Origin of the sequence: Stappia sp. (assembly GCF_040110915.1) — a bacterium.
In the GTDB taxonomy this organism is placed as follows: domain Bacteria; phylum Pseudomonadota; class Alphaproteobacteria; order Rhizobiales; family Stappiaceae; genus Stappia.
This window is the reverse complement of record NZ_CP157793.1, coordinates 2,184,981-2,206,229: the sequence shown is the minus strand read 5'-3', so window position 1 is coordinate 2,206,229 and position 21,249 is coordinate 2,184,981. Positions and strand designations below refer to the sequence as shown.

General features: G+C 67.6%; 17 protein-coding genes and 1 riboswitch. Of the genes, 13 read left to right on the top strand and 4 right to left on the bottom strand.

Annotated features, from left to right (window positions below; all coding sequences use genetic code 11):
• Position 1: 1 nt before the first annotated feature.
• Genes ABL312_RS09645 through ABL312_RS09630 form a run of 4 tightly spaced genes read left to right on the top strand, consistent with a single transcriptional unit; the run spans position 2 to position 2,839 of the window.
• A complete protein-coding gene (locus ABL312_RS09645) occupies positions 2-268 on the top strand; it encodes a hypothetical protein (RefSeq protein WP_349361174.1) in 267 nt (88 codons plus the stop codon).
• On the top strand, positions 265-960 hold the full coding sequence (locus ABL312_RS09640) for a 5-formyltetrahydrofolate cyclo-ligase (RefSeq protein ID WP_349361173.1): 696 nt from the start codon (positions 265-267) through the stop codon (positions 958-960). Before ABL312_RS09645 ends, ABL312_RS09640 begins: the two co-directional genes overlap by 4 nt.
• A complete protein-coding gene (locus ABL312_RS09635) occupies positions 957-2,162 on the top strand; it encodes an NnrS family protein (protein ID WP_349361172.1) in 1,206 nt (401 codons plus the stop codon). The genes ABL312_RS09640 and ABL312_RS09635 overlap by 4 nt, the downstream gene beginning before the upstream one ends.
• An 11-nt stretch (positions 2,163-2,173) precedes the next feature.
• Positions 2,174-2,839: an NnrU family protein gene (locus ABL312_RS09630; RefSeq protein WP_349361171.1), complete on the top strand. Its 666-nt coding sequence runs from the start codon at positions 2,174-2,176 to the stop codon at positions 2,837-2,839.
• 130 nt (positions 2,840-2,969) lie between these two features.
• Here the strand turns inward: ABL312_RS09630 and ABL312_RS09625 are convergent, their stop codons facing one another.
• On the bottom strand, positions 2,970-3,668 hold the full coding sequence (locus tag ABL312_RS09625; RefSeq protein ID WP_349361170.1) for a helix-turn-helix domain-containing protein: 699 nt from the start codon (positions 3,666-3,668) through the stop codon (positions 2,970-2,972).
• A gap of 253 nt (positions 3,669-3,921) precedes the next feature.
• Here ABL312_RS09625 and ABL312_RS09620 point away from each other — a divergent pair, with 253 nt between their 5' ends.
• The 9 genes from ABL312_RS09620 to ABL312_RS09580 all read left to right on the top strand — a co-directional run bounded on the left by ABL312_RS09620 (position 3,922) and on the right by ABL312_RS09580 (position 16,902).
• Positions 3,922-6,645: an MFS transporter gene (locus tag ABL312_RS09620; RefSeq protein WP_349361169.1), complete on the top strand. Its 2,724-nt coding sequence runs from the start codon at positions 3,922-3,924 to the stop codon at positions 6,643-6,645.
• A 64-nt stretch (positions 6,646-6,709) separates the two neighbouring features.
• Entirely contained in the window at positions 6,710-10,468 is a 3,759-nt protein-coding gene (locus ABL312_RS09615) for a nitrate reductase subunit alpha (protein ID WP_349361168.1), read from the top strand.
• Positions 10,465-11,991: a nitrate reductase subunit beta gene (narH, locus tag ABL312_RS09610; protein ID WP_349361167.1), complete on the top strand. Its 1,527-nt coding sequence runs from the start codon at positions 10,465-10,467 to the stop codon at positions 11,989-11,991. The genes ABL312_RS09615 and narH overlap by 4 nt, the downstream gene beginning before the upstream one ends.
• Positions 11,991-12,695 carry a nitrate reductase molybdenum cofactor assembly chaperone gene (gene narJ / locus ABL312_RS09605; RefSeq protein ID WP_349361166.1) on the top strand — a complete coding sequence of 235 codons (705 nt, stop codon included), beginning with the start codon at positions 11,991-11,993 and terminating at the stop codon, positions 12,693-12,695. The genes narH and narJ overlap by 1 nt, the downstream gene beginning before the upstream one ends.
• Position 12,696: 1 nt before the next feature.
• The gene (gene narI, locus ABL312_RS09600; RefSeq protein ID WP_349361164.1) at positions 12,697-13,482 is read left to right on the top strand and encodes a respiratory nitrate reductase subunit gamma; all 786 of its coding nucleotides are present in this window, start codon (positions 12,697-12,699) and stop codon (positions 13,480-13,482) included.
• A 5-nt stretch (positions 13,483-13,487) separates the two neighbouring features.
• Positions 13,488-14,282 (top strand): peptidylprolyl isomerase, encoded by a 795-nt coding sequence (locus ABL312_RS09595; RefSeq protein WP_349361163.1) that lies wholly within the window; start codon positions 13,488-13,490, stop codon positions 14,280-14,282.
• A gap of 174 nt (positions 14,283-14,456) precedes the next feature.
• Positions 14,457-15,086 carry a carbonic anhydrase gene (locus tag ABL312_RS09590; protein WP_349361162.1) on the top strand — a complete coding sequence of 210 codons (630 nt, stop codon included), beginning with the start codon at positions 14,457-14,459 and terminating at the stop codon, positions 15,084-15,086.
• Complete coding sequence (gene glp, locus ABL312_RS09585) at positions 15,086-16,366, top strand: gephyrin-like molybdotransferase Glp (RefSeq protein WP_349361161.1); 1,281 nt, start codon at positions 15,086-15,088, stop codon at positions 16,364-16,366. Before ABL312_RS09590 ends, glp begins: the two co-directional genes overlap by 1 nt.
• A gap of 11 nt (positions 16,367-16,377) precedes the next feature.
• A complete protein-coding gene (locus tag ABL312_RS09580) occupies positions 16,378-16,902 on the top strand; it encodes a DUF2478 domain-containing protein (protein WP_349361160.1) in 525 nt (174 codons plus the stop codon).
• A gap of 125 nt (positions 16,903-17,027) precedes the next feature.
• Here ABL312_RS09580 and ABL312_RS09575 read toward each other — a convergent pair whose 3' ends face one another.
• Genes ABL312_RS09575 through ABL312_RS09565 form a run of 3 tightly spaced genes read right to left on the bottom strand, consistent with a single transcriptional unit; the run spans position 17,028 to position 20,694 of the window.
• Positions 17,028-17,813, bottom strand: a complete 786-nt coding sequence (locus ABL312_RS09575; RefSeq protein ID WP_349361159.1) for an ABC transporter permease — start codon at positions 17,811-17,813, stop codon at positions 17,028-17,030.
• Positions 17,810-18,739 carry an ABC transporter permease gene (locus ABL312_RS09570; RefSeq protein ID WP_349361158.1) on the bottom strand — a complete coding sequence of 310 codons (930 nt, stop codon included), beginning with the start codon at positions 18,737-18,739 and terminating at the stop codon, positions 17,810-17,812. Before ABL312_RS09570 ends, ABL312_RS09575 begins: the two co-directional genes overlap by 4 nt.
• Complete coding sequence (locus ABL312_RS09565) at positions 18,736-20,694, bottom strand: ABC transporter substrate-binding protein (protein ID WP_349361157.1); 1,959 nt, start codon at positions 20,692-20,694, stop codon at positions 18,736-18,738. Before ABL312_RS09565 ends, ABL312_RS09570 begins: the two co-directional genes overlap by 4 nt.
• A 158-nt stretch (positions 20,695-20,852) precedes the next feature.
• Positions 20,853-21,059: riboswitch (cobalamin riboswitch) on the bottom strand.
• Between the last annotated feature and the right edge of the window lie 190 nt (positions 21,060-21,249).

The following is a 21,249-nucleotide window of genomic DNA, read 5'->3' as shown; positions in this document are numbered from 1 at the left end:
GATGAGCGAAGCGGCCCCCATCCGCGACATCATGGACGTGGCTTGCGCCCGCGAAGCGCGCCGCCACGCTTCGGATCGCCTGCACCTGCGGGTGCAGGCCGGGTTGGCCGTCCTGGTCGGCGAGGGGGTGGCGACACGGGGGAAGGGCGAGCCGATCCGCTTGCCCGCACTCCGCCAAGGCGCCCGCCGTGCTCTCGGCGAGCTGTTTGATGAGTGCATCCGGCTGGACAGCGATGTGCGTTTCCCCTGGTTGGAGCCCCCGAGATGACCGGTTTCGGGACATATGCCTCGCCGCCCTGCATGGCGGCGGAGGTCGACGCCGCCTATTTCGACCCGCTCGCCGTCGATCCCGGGCAGGCGCGCGATGTCGCGCGGTGGCGCCGGGCGGAGCGGACACGGCTCGCCGGGCTGAGGGACGGCCTCGGTCAGGCCATGCGGGCGCTGGTGTCGGTGATGGTCGGCGAGCATCTGGGCAGGGTGATCGCCGAACGCGGGACAGGGCAGGGGCTCGTGCTGTCCGGCTACTGGCCGATCAAGGGGGAGCCCGATCTGCGCTCGCGTCTGACCGAACTGCATCGCGCGGGCGTCACCATCGCGCTGCCCGTGGTCGAAACCCGCGCGGCGCCGCTGGTCTTTCGGCGCTGGACGCCGGGGTCGAAACTGGTGCGCGGCGACTGGAACATCCCCGTGCCCCCGTCGGACGCCGATGTGCTGACGCCCGACATCGCGCTGGCCCCCTGCCTGGGGTGGACGGACGGCTGCTATCGGCTGGGCTGGGGTGGCGGCTATTTCGACCGGACGCTCGCGGTGCTGACCCCGCCGCCCGTCACCATCGGCATCGCGCTCGCAGCCGCGCGCCTGCCCACGATCTATCCGCAACCCCATGATGTTCCGCTCGACCTGATCCTGACCGAGGACGGCATCGCGGCGACGAGGCCGGACTCAAGGACCCACAGATGACCACCACGACCGAGCAGATGCGCGCCTGGACGGGCCCCGCGATCCTGACCTTCGGGTTTCGGCCGTTCTTTTTCGGCGCGGCGGTCTGGGCCGCGCTGGCCATGGCGCTCTGGGTGCCGATGCTGTCGGGGGACCTGACGCTCCCCACCGCCTTCGATCCGGTCGGCTGGCACGCGCACGAATTCCTCTTCGGCTATCTGGGCGCCGTGATCGCGGGCTTTCTGCTGACGGCGGTGCCGAACTGGACCGGGCGGCTGCCGATCGTGGGCTGGCGGCTGGCGACACTCGCCGGGCTGTGGCTCGTCGGGCGCGGAGCCATCGCCGTCTCGAGCGCCCTGCCGGCCGGGCTCGTCGCCGCCCTCGACCTGGCCTTTCCGGTGGTGTTCGCCCTCGCGATCGGGCGTGAAATCGTGGCGGGCAAGACCTGGCGCAACCTGATCGTGCTGGCGATGCTCGGGGTCTTCATTCTCGGCAACGCGCTGTTCCATTGGGAGGCCGCGCGCGGCGGTTTCGCCGCGCAAGGATACGGTCTGCGGCTGGGACTGGGCGCTTCTGTCATGATGATTGCCGTGATCGGCGGGCGCGTGGTGCCGTCGTTCACACGAAACTGGCTGGTGAAGCGGCGCAGTGCCGGGCTTCCGGTGCCGCCGATGCAAGCCTTCGACAAGGCGGCGCTGGTTGCGTTGCTGGTGGCGCTGGCGGTGTGGGTCGTCCTGCCTGTGTCCGTTGTCACGGGTCTGGCGCTTGCGGTCGCCGGGGGGCTGCATGCGGCGCGGCTGGCGCGCTGGGCGGGGCGCCGGACGCTGGCCGAACCGCTGCTGAGCGTGCTGCATGCGGGCTATGCCTTCGTGCCGCTGGGCGCGCTGGCGCTGGCGCTGGAAATCCTCGCGCCGGGCTCCCTCGGGATGGCGGGGGCGCAGCATCTGTGGATGGCGGGCGCGATCGGGCTGATGACGCTGGCGATCATGACGCGGGCAACGCTCGGACACACCGGGCGGGAGCTGACGGCCGGGGCGGGCACGGTCGCGATCTACGCGGCGCTGGTCCTGTCCGTGTTCGCGCGTGTCGCGGGCGGCCTGTGGCCCGCGTATTCGGGGGCCTTGAACATGGTGGCCGGGGTGTCGTGGATCCTCGCCTTCGGGGGCTTCGCTGTCGCCTATGGGACGCCGTTGCTGCGCCGTCCCGACGCCGGACGCGCCTGAAGGGCACGTCCATGGCATGGCTTGAGTTCGTCGCGGCCTATGTCGTGTTCTTACTGTCGCACTCCCTGCCGGTGCGCCCGCCGCTGCGGCCCCTCTTGCAGGCGCGTCTGGGGGAGGTCGGGTTCACGCTGGTCTATTCCGCGCTGTCGCTGGCTGGTCTTGCCTGGCTGATCGGGGCGGCGGCGCGCGCGCCCTATTGGCCGCTCTGGGACCGGGCGCCGTGGCAGACCCATGTGCCCCTGGCGATCATGGGGGGCGTGTGCCTGATCCTGGCGTTCTCCATCGCCCGGCCCAACCCGTTCTCCTTCGGCGGCGCGCGCAACGACCTGTTCGATCCGCAAAGACCCGGCCTCGTCCGGTGGTCGCGTCATCCGCTGCTTCTGGCGCTTGCGCTCTGGGCGACGGCCCATGTCGTGCCGAACGGGGATCTGGCCCATGTGATCCTCTTCGGCACCTTCGCCGCCTTCGCGGCTCTGGGTGGCCGGCTGATCGACCGACGCAAGCGTCGCGAGATGGGGGCGGACTGGCAGCGCCTGCGGTCGGCGGTGGCCGATGCACCGCTGCTGCCCCGGCGCGTGTCAGGGGGGATGATTGCGCGGCTGGTGGCCGGCGGCGTCCTCTACGCCGCGCTCCTGTGGGCCCATCCCGTGCTCTTCGGCGTCAGCCCGCTGCCCTGAACGTTCCTGATCGCTCCTGATTACTCCGGATTGCAGCGTCTCGATGTCCCGGGCCCGGCGTCAGGTTGACGGGATATCTTTCCAGGGGCCTTCGGCGGTGACGGGCGGCGATCTCGTCGCGGTTCGTCCGTCAGCTTGAGAAGTCATCGATCAAGGGGTTCGGTTTGGCGAAGCGTTCCAGATCCGACTGGTTGTTGATCGTGATGCGGGTGCCGTTGACGAGAACGCCATAGGGCTGAAGGCCCTTGAAGGCGCGGCTCAGGTTTTCCGGCGTCATCCCCAGCACGGACGCAAGCCGACGCTTTTCGAAATCAAGCTCGAACACGGCCCCTCCGCCCGAATACTTCTGTTGCCTGAGCAGATAGTTGGCGAGCCGCTCGAGCGAGGTTCTGAGCTTGAGATCCTTCTGGGACTTGATGACGGAGCGATAACATTGCGCCAGCTCGGTGACGATCGCACGGGCGAAGCTGCCGTCGGCGTCGAAGATCGCGCGCACGTCCTGACTGGGGATCAGCGCGATGCGGCTTTTCTCGAGCGTGCGCGCCGACATCAGATAGGGCGCGTCCTTGATGGTCGCGGCAAGGATGAAGGTCGAAATCGGACGGACCGTCGCCATGCTGGTATCGCGGCCATTCCAGGCCGAAAAGAGATCGACGGAGCCGGAAATGACGACGTGAAGAAAGTCGCTCGGCTCCCCTTCGGTGATCAGTTCGATCTGTTCGGGGAAATTCTGCACATAGGCGCCACGCATCAGGGCTTTGAAATTCTCATCCGCCATCTGCGAAAAGAGATCGAGGCTTCGAATGTCCTGGTACTCTGAATCGGGCATGTTTTTCCTCGGTCGCTCCACGCTTGGCAAATGTCGACAGATCGATTGATGGAAGTCAATTGCCGGTTTGATGCTTGTCGGGTCGCCCCTTGATCATCCATCCCGGCATGGATGACTTTTTCCTGTAACCTATTTATTTCACAGCACTTTCCGCTGATTCATGATCTAGATCAAACGATCGAGGCGGCTCCGGCTGCACCTCTGGCAGGACGCCCCATCGAGGGGGGAACACATGTCTTGCCGGGGGTCCGACATGCAGACCGAAGCCGCAGTCTCAAGCCGCGATCAGAACCGCGCACTGGGTCTGAGCACGATCGCCTTCACCGCCTGTTTCGCGGTCTGGACGATCTTTTCCATCATCGGCGTCGCCATCAAGGACGAGCTTGGCCTGAACGACACGCAGTTCGGCCTTCTCGTCGCCACGCCGATCCTGACCGGGTCGATCACCCGCCTGTTCCTCGGTGTCTGGACGGAGAAATACGGCGGCCGGCTGGTGTTTGCCGGCCAGATGATCCTGACCGCCCTGGCGACCTGGGCCCTGACCCTGGCCGACAGTTACATCATGTATCTGATCGCGGCTCTCGGCATCGGGCTCGCCGGCGGATCCTTCATCATCGGCGTGGCCTATGTCAGCCGCTGGTATGACGCGGGCCACCAGGGCACGGCGCTCGGGATTTTCGGTGCGGGCAATGTCGGCGCGGCGGTGACCAAGTTCATCGCGCCCTTCGTCCTGGTCGCCTATGGCTGGCACGGCGTCGCCTATGTCTGGGCGTTCGGGCTGGCCATCGTCGGCGTCCTGTTCTTCCTGCTGGCCAAGGACGATCCCGAACTGGTCGAGCGGCGCAGGACAGGGGCGAAGGCGCCCTCGCTGGCGGAGCAGTTCGCGCCGCTGCGCAATCTTCAGGTCTGGCGCTTCTCGCTCTACTACTTCTTCGTGTTCGGCGCCTTCGTTGCGCTCGCATTGTGGATGCCGCACTACCTGATCGACGTCTACGGCGTGGACGTGAAGACGGCGGGCATGGCCGCCGCCTCCTTCAGCCTGTCGGCCTCGCTGTTCCGCGCCTATGGCGGCCACCTCAGCGACAAGTTCGGAGCCCGTCAGGTCATGTACTGGACCTTCGGCTTCTCGCTGGTCCTGCTGTTCATGCTGTCCTATCCGCCGACGGCCTACATCGTGCAGGGCAAGGACGGACCGATCGCCTTTTCGACCATGATGGGCTTCTGGCCGTTCATCGTCGTCCTGTTCGCGCTCGGCTTCTTCATGAGCCTCGGCAAGGCGGCGGTGTTCAAGCACATCCCCGTCTACTACCCCAGACACGTCGGCGCGGTCGGCGGCCTGGTGGGCATGATCGGGGGGCTTGGAGGCTTCGTCCTGCCGATCGTCTTCGGCGCCGCGCTGGATCTGACCGGCATCTATACCTCCTGCTTCGCGATCCTGTTCGGGCTTGTCGCGATTGCGCTCACCTGGATGCATCTGTCGATCCGCGCCATGGAGCGGGCGGCCCACGGTCCCGCGCTCGACGACCTGCCGAGCCTGCCGGAGATGCAGGATATCCATGTTCCGGGCAAAACCGTCATGCCGCGGGTGCTGCAGGACTGGCGGCCCGAGGATGCCGCGTTCTGGAACGAGAAGGGGCAGGCCGTGGCGCGCCGCAACCTGTGGATCTCGATCCCGGCGCTGCTGCTTGCGTTCTCCGTGTGGATGGTCTGGTCGGTCGTGGTGGCACGCCTGCCTGCCATCGGCTTCGACTTCACGCCGGGCCAGCTTTTCTGGCTGGCGGCGCTGCCGGGCCTTTCGGGCGCGAGCTTGCGGATCTTCTACAGCTTTATGGTGCCGGTCTTCGGCGGACGGCTGTGGACGACCCTGTCGACCGCGTCCTTGCTGCTGCCGGCCATGGGCATCGGCTACGCGGTGCAAAACCCCGAGACGCCCTACCTCATCTTTCTCGTGCTGGCGCTCCTGTGCGGCTTCGGCGGCGGCAACTTCGCCTCTTCGATGGCCAACATCGGCTACTTCTTCCCGAAGGCCGAGAAGGGCAACGCGCTGGCGCTGAACGCCGGGCTCGGCAACCTGGGCGTCTCGGTCATGCAGTTCCTCGTGCCGATCGTCATCACGGCGGGGGTCTTCGGGGCGCTGGGCGGGCAGCCGCAGACCATGTCCGACGGCGGGCAACTGTGGATGCAGAACGCCGGCTTCGTCTGGGTGCCCTTCATCCTCGCGGCCACCGTCGCCGCCTGGCTGGGCATGAACGACATCGCGGATGCACGCGCCAGCTTCGCCGATCAGGCGGTGATCTTCAGCCGCACGCACAACTGGCTGATGTGCATCCTCTACACCGGCACCTTCGGCAGCTTCATCGGCTATTCGGCGGGCTTCCCGCTGCTGACGAAACTGGCCTTTCCCGAGGTGAACGCGCTCAACTACGTGTTTCTCGGGCCGCTGGTGGGCGCGTTGAGCCGGGCCGCGACCGGCTGGATCAGCGACCGCTTCGGCGGGGGGCGGGTGACCTTCTGGACCTTCGCGGCCATGATCGCGGCCACCTTCGGCGTGATCGTCTTCCTCGGCGTCGGGTCCTTCGTCGGCTTCTTCGCCTGCTTCATGGCGCTGTTCTTCCTGACCGGCGTCGGCAATGCCTCCACCTTCCAGATGATCCCGGTGATCATGGGGCGCGAGGTGCCGCACCTGATGCCGGAGCTCGGCGTCGAGGAGCGCAAGCGGCAGATCGCCATGGAATCGGGCGCGATCACCGCCTTCACCTCGGCGATTGCGGCCTATGGCGCCTTCTTCATCCCCAAGGCCTACGGCACCTCGATCGCGATGACGGGGTCGGCCGTGGGCGCGCTCTGGGGCTTCCTGATCTTCTACGCGATCTGCGTCGGGATCACCTGGGTCGTCTACACGCGCCCCGGCGGGCTGCTGCACGACATCGAGCGCGGCCGGGGCGCCATGGGCGCCGCAGCCCAGCCAGCACAATGACCCGGCCGGACAGGCGGACGGCGCGCACCGTCGCAGAGATCCAGACAGCCGAAAGGACAGCACAATGAGCCATCTGTTCGACAGACTGAACTTCTTCCAGAGCAAGGAGCTCGAGCAGTTCTCGGGCGGTTGGGGGCAGACCACCCGCGAGAACTGCGACTGGGAGGACACCTACCGGAACCGCTGGCGCCACGACAAGGTCGTGCGCTCCACCCACGGGGTGAACTGCACCGGGTCATGTTCGTGGAAGATCTACGTCAAATCGGGCATCGTGACCTGGGAGACCCAGCAGACCGACTATCCGCGCACGCGGGCCGGCCTGCCGAACCACGAACCGCGCGGCTGCGCGCGCGGCGCCTCCTACAGCTGGTATCTCTATTCCGCGAACCGGGTGAAAAACCCGCTGATCCGCGGCAGCCTCATGCGCGCCTGGCGCAGGATGCGCGAGACGATGACGCCGGTGGCCGCATGGGCCGCGATCCAGAACGATCCGGAGGTGCGTGCCTCCTACACCAGGACGCGCGGCAAGGGCGGCTTCGTCCGCGCCACCTGGGACGAGGCGACCGAGATCGTCGCGGCCGCGAATGCCCACACGGCGAAGACCTGGGGCCCCGACCGGGTGTTCGGCTTTTCGCCGATCCCGGCCATGTCGATGGTCAGCTACGCCGCGGGCTCGCGCTATCTGAGCCTGCTCGGCGGCACCTGCATGTCCTTCTACGACTGGTATTGCGACCTGCCGCCGGCCAGCCCCCAGACCTGGGGCGAACAGACCGACGTCCCGGAATCGGCCGACTGGTACAATGCCGGCTTCCTGATGCTCTGGGGCTCGAACGTGCCGCAGACCCGCACCCCCGACGCGCATTTCTACACCGAGGTGCGCTACCGCGGCACCAAGTCCGCCGTGGTCAGCCCCGACTATTCGGAAGCCGCCAAGTTCGGCGACATCTGGCTGAACCCGCAGGCCGGCACCGACGCAGCACTCGCCATGGCGATGGGCCATGTCATCCTGCGCGAGTACCATCTGGACCGGCAGGCGGAGTATTTCGAGGACTACGCCCGCAAATACACCGACATGCCGATGCTGGTGCGCCTCGACGAGAAGGACGGCCGACTGGTGCCGGGGCGGATGCTGCGCGCCGAGGACTTCGACGGCAATCTGGGCGAGGCCAACAACCCCGACTGGAAGACGGTTGCCCATGACGAGGCCTCCGGGCAGATCGTCGCGCCCAACGGGTCCATCGGGTTCCGCTGGGGCGAAGAGGGCAGATGGAACCTCGAAGAGCGGGCCAACGGCGCCGAAACCAGGCTGCGGCTGAGCCAGATCCTGGAGGAGGATCATGACGAGGTCGTGGGGGTGGATTTCCCCTATTTCGGCGGCGCGGCCACGGGCGATTTCGTGAAATGCGGCCACCCGGATGTCCTGACCCGCAACATCCCCGCGCGCCGGGTGACACTGGCCGACGGTCAGGAGGCGCTGGTCGCCACGGTCTTCGATCTGTTCTGTGCGAACTACGGCCTCGATCGCGGTCTGGGCGGCGACTGGGTGTCGAAGGATTTCGACGACGACAGCCCCTATACCCCGGCCTGGGCCGAAAAGATCACCGGCGTGGAGCGTGAGAAGATCATCGCGGTGGCCCGCGAATTCGCCTCCAACGCGGAGAAGACCCGCGGCAAGTCCATGGTCATCCTCGGGGCCGGTCTGAACCACTGGTACCACATGGACATGAACTACCGCGGCATCATCAACATGCTGGTGATGTGCGGCTGCATCGGCCAGGAAGGCGGCGGCTGGTCGCACTACGTGGGGCAGGAGAAACTGCGCCCGCAGACCGGCTGGCAGCCGCTCGCCTTCGCGCTGGACTGGAACCGTCCGCCGCGGCACATGAACTCGACCTCCTGCTGGTACGCCCATACCGACCAGTGGCGCTACGAAACGCTGCGCGCGGGCGAGATCCTGTCACCGACGGCGCCCGAGGGCGACTGGGATATCTCCCTGATCGACTACAACATCCGGGCCGAGCGGATGGGCTGGCTGCCCTCCGCGCCGCAGCTCAAGACCAACCCGCTGGAGGTGTCCAGGGCCGCGAAGAAAGCCGGCAAGGAGGTCAGGGACTACGTTGCCGAACAGCTGATGTCCGGCGAGCTGGAAATGTCCTGCCAGGACCCGGATGCACCCGAAAACTGGCCGCGCAACCTGTTCGTCTGGCGCTCGAACCTGCTCGGATCCTCGGGCAAGGGGCACGAGTACTTCCTCAAGCACCTGCTCGGCACCGATCACGGCGTGATGGGCAAGGACCTCGGCGAGGAAGGTGCCGTGAGGTCGAAGGAGGCCCGCTGGCATGACGAGGCGCCGCAGGGCAAGCTCGACCTGCTGGTCTGCATCGACTTCCGCATGTCCACGACGGCCGTCTACTCCGACATCGTCCTGCCGACGGCCTCCTGGTACGAGAAGGACGACCTGAACACCTCCGACATGCATCCGTTCATCCACCCGCTGCAGGCGGCGGTGGATCCGGCCTACGAAAGCAGGTCGGATTGGGAGATCTTCAAGTCGATCGCCCGCAAGTTTTCGGACGTCGCGCCCGAGGTCCTGGGAGTCGAGACCGACATCGTCCAGCTTCCCCTGCTGCACGACACCGCTGCGGAACTGGCGCAGGCGCATGTGCGGGACTGGAAGAAGGGCGAATGCGACCTGATCCCGGGCAAGACCGCGCCGAACTACATCGCCGTCGAGCGCGACTATCCCAACCTCTACAGGAAGTTCACCTCCGTCGGACCGTTGCTCGAGAAGCTGGGCAACGGCGGCAAGGGGATCACCTGGGAGACCGGGGCCGAGGTCGAACACCTGCGGAACCTGAACGGCGTGGTCCGGGACGAGGGCGTGTCGCACGGGCAGCCGAAGCTCGAAACCGCCATCGACGCGGCCGAGATGATCCTGATGCTGGCGCCGGAAACCAACGGCGAGGTCGCCGTCAAGGCCTGGCAGGAGCTGGAAAAGCCGACGGGACGCCGCCACGCGCATCTTGCGGAAGGGGCCCATCACACCAAGATCCGCTTCCGCGATATCGCCGCACAGCCGCGCAAGATCATCTCCAGCCCCACCTGGTCGGGCATCGAGAGCGAGGAGGTCTGCTACAACGCCGGCTACACCAACGTCCACGAACTGATCCCCTGGCGCACGCTGACGGGGCGCCAGCAGCTTTATCAGGATCACGAATGGATGCGGGCCTTCGGCGAGGGTTTCGTCGGCTATCGCCCGCCGGTGGACCTCAAGACCATCACCGCCGCCGTCAACAGCGACGCGGCCGAGGGCAGCCCGCATGTGGTGCTGAACTTCATCACGCCGCACCAGAAATGGGGCATCCACAGCACCTATACCGACAATCTGCTGATGTTGACCCTGAACAGGGGCGGGCCGGTCGTGTGGATGTCCGAGGTGGACGCGCAGAAGGCGGGGCTCGTCGATAACGACTGGGTCGAGGCCTACAACGTCAACGGCGCGCTCACCGCGCGGGTGGTGGTGTCCCAGCGGATCAAGCAGGGCACGCTGTTCATGTACCACGCGCAGGAAAAGATCGTGAACACGCCCGGGTCCGAAAAGACCGGCCATCGCGGCGGCATCCATAACTCCGTCACCCGCGCGACCCTGAAACCCACGCATATGATCGGCGGCTACGCGCAGCTCTCCTACGGCTTCAACTACTACGGGACCGTGGGAGCCAACCGCGACGAGTTCGTGATCGTGCGGAAACTGCAGAAGATCGACTGGCTCGACACCCCCGCAGGCCGGTCCGCAACCCGGAACGTGGAGGCAGCGGAATGAGAGTTCGCGCACAAATCGGCAAGGTTCTGAACCTCGATAAATGCATCGGTTGTCACACCTGCTCCGTCACCTGCAAGAACGTGTGGACCAGCCGCGACGGTGTCGAATACGCATGGTTCAACAATGTCGAGACCAAGCCCGGCACCGGCTATCCGACCGACTGGGAGAACCAGAAACGCTGGAACGGCGGGTGGGTGCGCTCGGCCTCCGGCAAGCTGCACCCCAAACAGGGCAGCAAGTGGCGCATCCTGGCGAATATCTTCGCCAACCCCTCGATGCCCGAGATCGACGATTACTACGAGCCCTTCGATTTCGACTACGACCATCTGAAGTCCGCGCCGGAGATGCAGGCCTTCCCGACCGCGCGCCCGCGCTCGAAGATCACCGGCGAGCGGATCGAGAAGATCGAGAAGGGCCCGAACTGGGAAGAAATTCTCGGCGGCGAATTCTCGAAACGGTCGCAGGACTACAACTTCGAGAACGTGCAGAAGGAGATCTACGGAGAGTACGAGAACACCTTCATGATGTATCTCCCGAGGCTCTGCGAGCATTGCCTCAACCCGACCTGCACCGCGTCCTGCCCCTCGGGGGCGATCTACAAGCGCGAGGAGGACGGCATCGTCCTGATCGACCAGGAAAAATGCCGTGGCTGGCGGATGTGCATTTCCGGCTGTCCCTACAAGAAGGTCTATTACAACTGGGACACCGGCAAATCCGAGAAATGCACCTTCTGCTACCCGCGCATCGAGTCCGGGCAGCCGACGGTCTGTTCGGAAACCTGCGTCGGCCGCATCCGCTATCTCGGCGTGATCCTTTATGACGCCGACAGGATCGAGGCGGCGGCCAGCACCGAACGCGAGACCGATCTCTACGGGGCGCAGATGGACGTGTTCCTCGATCCCAACGACCCGGAGGTGATCGCCGCCGCCCGTCGCGACGGCGTGCCGGAGGACTGGATCGAGGCGGCGAAGGTCAGTCCGGTCTGGAAGATGGCGATGGACTGGAAGGTCGCCTTCCCGCTGCACCCGGAATACCGGACCCTGCCGATGGTGTGGTACATCCCGCCGCTTTCCCCGATCCAGAATGCGGCCCAGGCCGGACAGATCGCCATGAGCGACCAGATGCCGGACGTGCGCAGCTTGCGCATTCCGGTGACCTATCTCGCCAACATGCTGACGGCGGGCGACGAGGAGCCGATCGTTCACGCGCTGGAACGCATGTCGGCGATGCGTCTCTACATGCGCTCGCTCAGCATGGATGGCGTGCGCGACGAGGCGATCGCCGCCCGGGTCGGCATGTCCGGCCGGATGATCGAGGACATGTACAAGATCATGGCCATCGCGGACTACGAGGACCGTTTCGTCATTCCCACGACCCACCGCGAACAGAACGAGGAGGGCGCCGACATCCGCGGCGGCTGCGGCTTCACCGACGGCAACGGATGCTCCACCGGCGATTTCGGCAAGACCACCCTGTTCGGCGGGAAGAAGAAGAAATCCGCCCTTCCGCAGGAGACCTTCTGATGATGGACCGCAGCCTCAAGGCCCTGTCGCTGATCCTGAGCTATCCCTCGCGCGAACTTCAGCGGACGATGCCCGAGATCGGGGCCGTTCTGGGCGCCGATCCGCGTATCGACGCGGTGACGCGGGACGCGCTGTCCGCGTTGGCGGACGGATTTGCACGGGCCGACCTCTACGATCTGCAAGAGCGCTACGTCATGCTCTTCGACCGGTCGCGAACGCTGTCGCTGAACCTCTTCGAACATGTGCACGGCGAAAGCCGGGACCGGGGCGGCGCGATGGTCAGCCTGATCGAGACGTACCGGGAGGGCGGGTTCGAGCCCGCCACCCCGGAACTGCCGGATCACCTGCCGGTGCTGCTGGAATTCCTCGCCTCGCGCCCGGCGCGGGAGGCGAGGGAGATCCTGGCGGACGCCGCGCATATTCTCGACGCGCTGGGCGCCCGGCTCGTCCGGCGCGAGAGCGACTACGCGGCCGCGTTCGCCGCTCTTCAGCAGCTCGGCGGAACGCGGGCGGACGCCGAGGCGGTGGCCGACATGCTTGCCCGCCCCGACGACGATCCGACCGACCTCGCGGCGCTCGATGCCGTGTGGGAGGAAACCGAAGTCACCTTCGGACCCGACCCCGGAGCCGGCTGTCCCCAGGTCCGCGACATGCTCGCGGCGATGGACGGGCCCGCACAGAAGCCCATGACCAGGAGCGCGTGACATGTTCGGCGGTTTCGACATCAATTTCGTGATCTTCGGGGTTATGCCCTACGTCGCGCTGACGATCTTCGTGGTGGGATCGATCGTCCGCTACGAACGGGACCCCTTCACCTGGAAGAGTTCCTCAAGTCAGCTCTTGCGCCGCAAGCAGCTGTTCTGGGGGTCGATCCTGTTCCACGTCGGCATCCTGACGGTGTTTTTCGGCCATCTGGTCGGCCTCTTCACGCCGATCCGGGTGCTGGATGCCTTCGGCATTCCCTATGCGCTCAAGCAATGGATGGCGGTGCTGATCGGCGGTCCGGCCGGCATCGCGGCCCTGATCGGGTCGACCATGCTGCTCCACCGTCGTCTCGTCGAGCCGCGCATCCGCGTGACATCGACCTTTCCCGACATCCTGATCATGGTGCTGATCTGGCTGCAACTGGCCATCGGCCTGCTGACGATCACCCAGACCCTGCAGCACATGGACGGGGCGGAAATGGTCCGCTTCATGACATGGTCGCAAAGCGTGGTGAGCTGGAACATCAACGCCTGGGTCACGGTCGTGAACGTGCACTGGCTCTACAAGTTGCACATCTTCCTCGGTCTGATCATCACCGCGCTCTTCCCCTTCACGCGGCTCGTCCACATCTGGTCGGGGTTTGCCGCTCCGGTCCGGTATCTGCTGACGCGGCCGGGCTATCAGATCGTGCGTTCGAGGCGGCAGCGCCCGCTTCGCGAGCGCCGCCGCGCCTTCGACAGGCTGCAAGCCGAACACCCCCCATCGACCACACCCACGGCGGAGTGACGACGATGAATCTCGCAGTTTTCCGAGATATCGTGGTGAATGGCGAACCCATCCCGTCAACCGCCATCGCCGCCGAGGCCCAGAACCACAGCGCTCCCCGAAACAAGCCCGGGGTCGCCTGGCGCAAGGCGGCGCAGGCGCTCATCATCCGGGCGCTTCTGCTGCAGGAGGCCCTGCGGCGCGGGCTAACGGCCGAGCCCGAGGAACTGTCTCCGGGCCGGGTGGAGACGGAGGAGGAGGCGCTGATCCGCGTCCTTCTGGACGAGGCCCTCAAGATCGAGCCGGTGAGCGAGGCGGCGGTGCACGCCGAATGGGCGAGGCGGCCGGAGCGCTACCGCTCTCCGCCGCTGTGGGACGTGTCGCATATCCTCTGCGCCTGCGATCCGCGCGATGAGGCCGCGCGCACCGCCGCCGAGGCCCGGGCGAAGACGCTGCTCACGCGGCTCGACGGCGATGCGAAAGGCTTCGCCGAGGTCGCCCGCGAAAGCGACTGCGGGTCGAAGACCGCCGGCGGGCATCTGGGGCAGTTCGGTCCCGGTGACACCGTTCCCGAGTTCGAGGCGGCCATCCGCGACCTGCCGGAGGGCGGGGTCAGCCCGGCGCCGGTCCTGTCGCGGCACGGCTGGCACATCCTCCGGCTGAACGCCATCGCGCCGGGGCAGGTCCTGCCCTACGACACCGTCCGCCCCAGGATCGCAGAGGCGCTGGAAAAGGCCGCCTGGGCCAGAGCCTCGCGGGACTTCGTGGCGCGCCTGAGTGACGAGGCGGAGATTTCCGGCGCCAGCCTCGCGCCGGTCTGAACCACGCGAAAGGTCCTGCGATGACCCCGTCAAGGCCGGCACGGCGCGCAAGCGGCGACGAACCGGCAAGCCGGACGCCGATTGCCCGCGCCCGGCCGAGCCCGGCGGATCGGCGGCCCCTGTCGCACCACATGCGGTCGAGACGCGGGCCGCCAGACGTTTTGGAGACGAGCGATGCTCAGTAGCCTTCTTGCGCGCAATGCCGCGTGGTCGAAGCAACGTTCCGCCGAAGAGCCGGAGTATTTCAGCCGTCTCGCCACCCTTCAGGCGCCCGAATTCTTCTGGATCGGCTGTTCGGACAGCCGGGTTCCGGCCAACGTGGTCGCAGGGCTCGACCCGGGCGAGGTGTTCGTCCATCGCAACGTCGCCAACATCGTTCATTCCTCTGACATGAACCTTCTGTCGGCGCTGGAATTCGCGGTGGAGGCGCTGAACGTGCGCGAGATCATCGTCTGCGGCCATTACGGCTGCGGCGGGGTCAAGGCCGCGACGGAAGACCTGCCCCATGGGCTGGCCGATCACTGGCTGGAACCGATCCGGCGTCTCGCCCGCGCCTACGCGATCGACCTGCGGCGCGAAGGTGACCTCGAGGCGCAGCGCGACCGGCTGGCTGAACTGAACGTGGTCGAGGGCGTGCGACGCGTCTGCGAAACGCCGATCCTGCGAAGGGCATGGGCGCGCGGCGCGGATGTCCGGGTGCATGGCCTGATCTACGGCCTGAAGGACGGACGGCTGCGCGATCTCGACTGCAGCATCGGGCCGGGGCACTTCCAGACGCCGCATTCCACGCAGGAGGCATCATAATGACGGTTCACCAGGCCATCGCGTCACCGGGCTGCGGTTGCGACAGTCGCGACATGCTCCGCTCCCTGATCGGCATCGACGAGGGCCTTGCCCGGATCGCGGCCCATGCCGCACCGGTCCGGCGGACCGAGGCCGTGGCGCTCGACAAGGCCGCCGGCCGCATTCTCGCCCGGCCGGTTCGCGCCCGGTGTCCCGCACCGGCTTTCGACAACGCGGCCATGGACGGCTATGCGGTCGCGACATCGGCCCTGACGGGGCGTGGGCCCTGGGAACTGCGGGTGGAGGCGCGCATTGCGGCCGGGCAGGCGACACCGACCTCGGTCGCCGGCGGCGGCGCGGCGCGTATCTTCACAGGCGCGCCGATCCCCGATGGCGCGGACGCGGTGGTGATGCAGGAAGAGGTCCTGCGCGACGGGGACCATATTCACCTGTCCCGCCGTCCGGCGCCGGGCCTGAACATTCGCCGCTCGGGAAGCGACATGGCGCGGGGCGCGAGGGTTCTGAACACGGGCCGCAGGCTGGGGCCGCGAGACATTGCCGCCTGCGCCGCCGCGGGAGCCGGGGTTCTGCGTGTCCGGCGCAAGCCGCGCGTTGCGCTGCTGGTGACCGGCGACGAGGTGCGCCACGCGGGCGGCCCGCGAGAGGCCGCGCAGATCTGGGACGTGAACACGCCGATGCTGACGGCGAGCCTTGCCGCGGCCGGGGTGGATGTCGTCGCCGCCGCCCATGGCGCGGACACTCCTGCCGGCCTTGCCGGACAACTGGCCGACATGGCGGCGCGGGCCGACCTGATCGTCACCACGGGCGGTATCTCCGTCGGGGACGAGGATCACGTCAGGCCCGCCGTCGATGCTCTGACGGGTGAAATCCTGTTCAGCGGCGTGGCGATCAAGCCGGGCAAGCCGGTGTCCTTCGGGCGGATCGGACAAGCGGCCTGGCTGGGATTGCCGGGCAATCCCGTTGCCGCCTTCGTGACCTGGCAGGTCTTCGGCATGGCGCTGATCCGTGCCCTGACCGGCGAGACGCCCGGGGCCCCGACGCGACGCCATGTCGTCACCGCGAACGAGATCCGCCGCAAGCCGGGACGCTGCGAACTGCGGCCCGCGACGCTCGAGGGGGTCGACGGCCAGGGGCGCGAGATCGTCCGGTTCGAGGATGCCACGCATTCGGCCCGTGTCGGGCTCCTCGCCGAGGCGGACGGCCTGATGTTCCTTCCGGCGGATGCCGACTTTCTGCCGGCCGGGTCGCTTGTCGAGTTCCAGCCCTTTTGCAACGCGTGAGGAGACGAGGAATGAAGCTTGCCTGCACGATGGCGCCGGGGCGCGGCGATGTCGATCTCGTTCTTCAGCGGCTGGCGGTCGATCTCGCCGCCCGAGGCATCAGATGCTGCGGCACGGTTCAGATCAACAGCCAGCCCGGCGACGCGGCGGGCCCCTGCGACATGGACGTGCGGGTGCTGCCGGAGGGGCCCGTCCTGCGGATCAGCCAGAGCCTCGGCCGGGAGGCCAGGGGCTGCCGGCTCGATCCGGCCGCGCTCGAAACGGCGGTGGGGCTGGTCGAGGAGCGGCTGAGGTCGGGGGCGGATGTCCTGATCGTCAACAAGTTCGGCAAGCACGAAGCCGAGGGCAGGGGATTTCGCAACGTCATCGCCGAGGCCGTCTCCATGGATGTTCCGGTGCTGGTCGGCCTCAATGCCCTGAACAGGGACGCGTTCGAGGCGTTCTCAGGGGGGATGGCGACAGACCTTCGCTCGAATGTCAGAGAGCTTGAGGAGTGGGTGCAAAGGAACACAATGTTGGAATTTCAGGAAACCTGACGCCGGCGAACCATCTCTTGCAGTCCAGCCCGTCCCGAGAAGGCCAGCCTGTCCGCAGAAGGCGTGAGGTCCGCTGCCACCTCATCCGTGAGGGTTTGCCGAGCCGGCCGGCGCGACACGGCGCTCTAGCGGCGGGCCTTTGCCGCTCCCCGGTCGAGCAGGCCGTGAAGCGCCACGCAGACGAGCGTGCAGGTGAGGATGGGCGCGAGTACGAGCCGGGGCTCGGTGAACAGGAACATGCGGTATTCGTGGATCATGGCGCCCCATTCGGGCCGTCCGGTATCGGCGGACAGGCCGATGAAGCCGAGGGAGGCGACGAGGATCACGGCCCGGCCGGCATCGGCGCCGGCGAGCGCCCCGAGCGCCGGCCACGCATTCGGCAGCATATGCCTGACGATGGCGGCGGAGGGTCGCGCCCCGAGGGCCTGGCTCGCCATCCAGTACGGCTCGCCGCGGATGCGGTCGAACAATGCCGCCACGGCCAGGGCGTAAGGGGCCCAGCTGGTGACCAGAAGCGCCATGGCCACGGTGAGAAGCCCGGCGCCGAAGGCGGCCGAAAGCACGAGCGCCGTGACGAGTGTCGGCACCGCCAGCGCCGTTTCCGCCAGCCACTGCACGCCTGCGCGCAAGGCCCGGGGCCCAAGGGCCATGACGCCGCCTGCAAGCACACCCAGCCCCAGCCCGCCCGACAGAACGAGCGCCACGGCAGCAAGCGACGGCAGGGCGCCCCAGACCAGGCGGGCCGCCAGATCCCGTCCAAGATGGTCCGTCCCCAGGGGATGCTGAAGCGACGGCGATGCGAGCCGGTTCGACAAGTCGATCGCATGCGGATCCGGCAGCGCCCCGGACGCCCAGAACGCGAGACCGGCGAGAGCCGCCAGACAGGCCAGGAACCTCACGATGCGCTTCATGGTATTCGCGGATCGAGGGCCCGGCGCAGGACCCTCGCTCCCTGCAGAAGGCAGATCACCCAGAGCGCGACGAGGGCCACATAGGGCTGGATCACCGCATAGTCCCGGTTGGCAACCGCCTGCACGATCCGCTCCGACAGCCCGGGAACGCCGAAAACGATCTCCGCGACCGCGGTTCCGCCGACAATCCATGCCAGTTCGGGCGCGAGCCCCGCCATCAGCGTCAGGGCTCCCGCGGCGCGGCCATGAAACCACAGGGCCGCGAGACGGGATCGGCCCTTGGAAAGCGCGGTCAGATAGTAGGGACTGCGCCTCACGTCGTGAAAACCGGCCCGCGCGAGGCGCGCCATCGAGCCGATGGAAAAGAACGCGACAAGGAGCACCGGCAGCAGTATGCGCTCGGTGACCCCGCCCCCGAAGGCGTTGATCCATCGTAAGTGGACGCCGAGGATCCAGAGCGCGACGAGACCGACCGCAAAGGCCGGAAGCGCCTGGCCCGCCACCGCGAGCACGCGCGAGGCGGCATCGGCCCATCCCCCCGGCCGATGCGCGGCGGCGAAGCCGAGGCAGAAGCCGCCGGCCACCGCCAGAGCCATGCCCCCGAAGCCGATCGCGGCCGAATAGGGGGCGCGGCCCGCGAGTTCCTCCGCCACGGGTCGGCCCGTCTCGAACGACACCCCCCAGTCGAAGGTGACGAAGCCGAGGACCCATTGCAGGAACTGCGCCGCGAGGGGGCCGTCCAGCCCCCATCGCGCGCGGTAGGCGGCAACGGTCTCGGGGCCGGCGGCGATGTTGGTCTGTGCGAGAAACACCTCGACCGGATCGCCCGGCATCGCGCGCAGCAGGACAAAGACTGTGGCGACGACGGCGAGCCAGGACAGCGCCAGCCGTCCGACGCCGCGCGCCGTCGCCACCATGGCGGTCATTCGGCGACGACGAGGTCGGGGCGGATCACGTAGTAGTCCGACCCCCAGGGCTCGTATCCGGCCAGCGCCGGCGACAGGCCGACATGCCATTCGGGCGTGACGAGGAAGGCCACCGGGGCCTCCGCCGCGATGATCTCCTGCGCTTGCCGGGCGAGGTCGATGCGCACCTCGGGATCGCCGGCCGTGCGAAGATCCGCGATCAGGGCATCGTAGTCGGCGTTCGACCAGCCGCTGTAGTTCCGCGCGGCGTCGGTTTCGAAGAAGAGCGACAGGAACAGGCCCGGATCGCCCGCCGGCGCCGTGTGCTGCGCCCAGAGGAAAAGGTCGAACGCACCGCTCGCCGCGACGTCGCTCGGCGTTTCCGTCACCTGGGTCTTCACGCCGATCCCGATCTGCGCGAGGGCGGCGCGGACGACCGGCTGGAAGGTCACCAGGTCCGGGCGCTGCGGATAGGCATAGAGCACCAGCTCGAGCCGCTCGCCGTCACGCACGCGCACCCCGTCCTCGCCCATGGTCCAGCCGGCCGCGTCGAGCAGCGCGGCGGCGCGGTCAGGATCGTGCGGAAGCGGACCTTCGGCCGCGAAGGGAAAGGTTTGCGCGAAGGCGCCGGTCGCCGGCACGCCCGCCTGGGCCGCCGCCACGAGGTCGTCACGACTGATCGCGAGATCGATGGCGCGGCGCACGCGCGGGTCGGCCAGGACCGGGCTGCGCGTGTTCATCCACATCATGTACTGATAGGCGACGGGGAAGGACACGGTCTCGCCCTCGGCGGCGTCCAGCATCGGGAGCGTCTCGACCGGAAGGTTGAAGGCCATGTCCAGTTCGCCCGAGGCGAAGGCGAGCGCCAGCGACTGCCCATCCGCGATACGGCGCAGCGTGATGTCGGGCCGGGCGTCGGCGTTCGCGTAATGCGCGTTGGGGACCATGTCGATCGAACCGCCGGGCTCGAACTCCGCCACGGCAAACGGGCCGGTGAAGATCGGCGTATCGCCCTGCATGCGATAGACGGTGAAGGCCCATTCGGCGAGGATCGACGGCAGGATCGCGGTGGGGTGCGCCGTCGCGACCGTCAGCGTGTCCGCATCCACGGCGGTGAAGGTCAGCCGCCCGGCCGTTGCGCGGGCCGAGGGGTTGGCTTCGCCGGTGCGGTTGAGCGCCGTGGCGACCGCCTCGGCCGTGACCGGCGTCCCGTCGGAAAAGAACCGGTTCGGCGCAAGTTCCACGGTCCAGGTGCCGTCGTCGTTCCGTGCCGCCGATGCCGCAAGGTTCGGCACGACCTCTCCCTCCCGAGACACGCGGAACAATTGTTCGGCGATCCCGTGGCTGACCAGCGCCCAGCCGTTGGAACCCTCGGCCGGGTCGAGGCCGGGGGCGATGAATGTCTGGCCGATGGTCACCTCGTCGGCGAGCACGGCGACCGGTGACAGCAGCGCGGCGGCGACGGACGCTGTTGCTGCCAGTTTCGCTATGGCGAAGAGTTTCATGTTCCCTTGGTCTCCTTGTGTGGGTGTGGGTGTGTGTGGGCGTGGGGATGCAGGGGCAAGCGGTTCCACCTGGTCGCCTGAAAACGCGATGGGCGGGATGCGCCCCAGGATGCCCGCGCGCAGCACCTCCGGACGGTCGGGCCGTCGCAGAAATCCGCCCGGTGCGTCGGCATAGGCAGCGGCAACGGTCAGAACGTCACGGGCGTGGAGGTCCGGGGCGAGATCGCCGAAGAGGTAGGTGAAGCGGTCCGGCCCGGTCAGCGCGATGGTGCAGGGCCGTTTGCACTGGCTCATGCAGTTGACGCCGCGCAAGCGGACCCCGCGCCGGGCGGCGCGACTTCCGCCGAACACCGAGGCGACGGCGCGTGCCAGACGGCGACCGCCCCTCTGGTCGAGGTCGAAGTCGCGCTCTTCGCGCCCGTCGCGGCAGCGCAGACAGATGGAGAGCGTCAGCCTGTCGTCGGTATCCATGATCGCCTGCCCACAGACCGCAATGTGGCCGGGGGGCAGGTCGGGACGCACGGCGCCGTGATCGCACGGATCGCTGGCACCTTACGGATCAATGGCGCTGGTTGCGCCGCTGCGGCGTCATGCATCGGTCCACTCCCACCAGGACACCCCGCCCGGTCGATTGATGTTCCTCAGCAGGCAGGTCTCCTGGCTCACGAAGCCTTGTTGGCACCCGCCTTCCCAGCCGCGCCGCGGCCAGTGGCATATCGGGTGTCAACGCTTCGCTTACAGTTGCGGGGGCAGCCGTGGCCTGGGGCGGCAATCGCCCGCACCACGTTCCCTCTTAGCGTCACCGGGAAGTGACGACCTGCTGACGGTCGCCAGAAGATGCCAAACCATGGCGCCGGTCAATCCGGATTTCCAAGCCTCCAGTGGACAGCGCGCGCTTTGATGGATGGCGCAAGAGCGGGCAGCGGCGCGGGACGCCCCATGCCCCGCGCCTGCCCCGCGCCGGGACCGGCCACTCCCCAGTGAGGGCCGGCGCGCCTGCGACCCCAGGGATGGCGCCTCGCGCGC